This is a genomic window from Campylobacter sp. 2457A, assembly GCF_020135895.1.
Taxonomy (GTDB): Bacteria; Campylobacterota; Campylobacteria; order Campylobacterales; family Campylobacteraceae; genus Campylobacter_D; species Campylobacter_D taeniopygiae.
The window spans coordinates 1-461 of record NZ_JACHTO010000102.1; the positions used below are offsets into that span (position 1 = coordinate 1).

Annotated in this window: 1 protein-coding gene; it reads left to right on the top strand. The window is 29.5% G+C overall.

Annotated features, from left to right (window positions below; genetic code table 11):
• Window positions 1–461, top strand: a 461-nt coding sequence (locus H2280_RS08530; protein WP_337216271.1) for a DUF2920 family protein, incomplete at both ends; no start/stop codon positions are given.

Genomic DNA, 461 nt, shown 5'->3' on the forward strand with positions numbered 1-461 from the left:
GGATATGGAGCTAATGCTAATATTTCTTTTTTAGACTTTGATAGAGAGTATATCGCTAAAAAATTTGATGTCGTTGTGGTGAATGTTTTTTATCATTGTTTTTGTCAAAGAAGATCCAGTGAAGAAAAGTATAGTGCTATAACAATGTTTATAGAAGATGATTTGCAAAATTTAAAAAAGGCTTTAGAAAATATCGGCATAAATGCATATGATTTAAATATTTACAATGCGGATAATTATTATCAAATCCTAAATCAAACAATATCAAATTTAAAATCAAATAACCAAATTCCACAAGATTACAAAGCTTGCTTTACTTCAACTTTTATCCCACCCAATGATGAATATCAAAACTATGGCATTATGGCTGCTATTGATCATATCAATGCCTTAAAAGATATTGTTAAAAATTATCCACAATTTGCAAATTTGCCAAAGATCTACGGGGGGGGGTCATACGG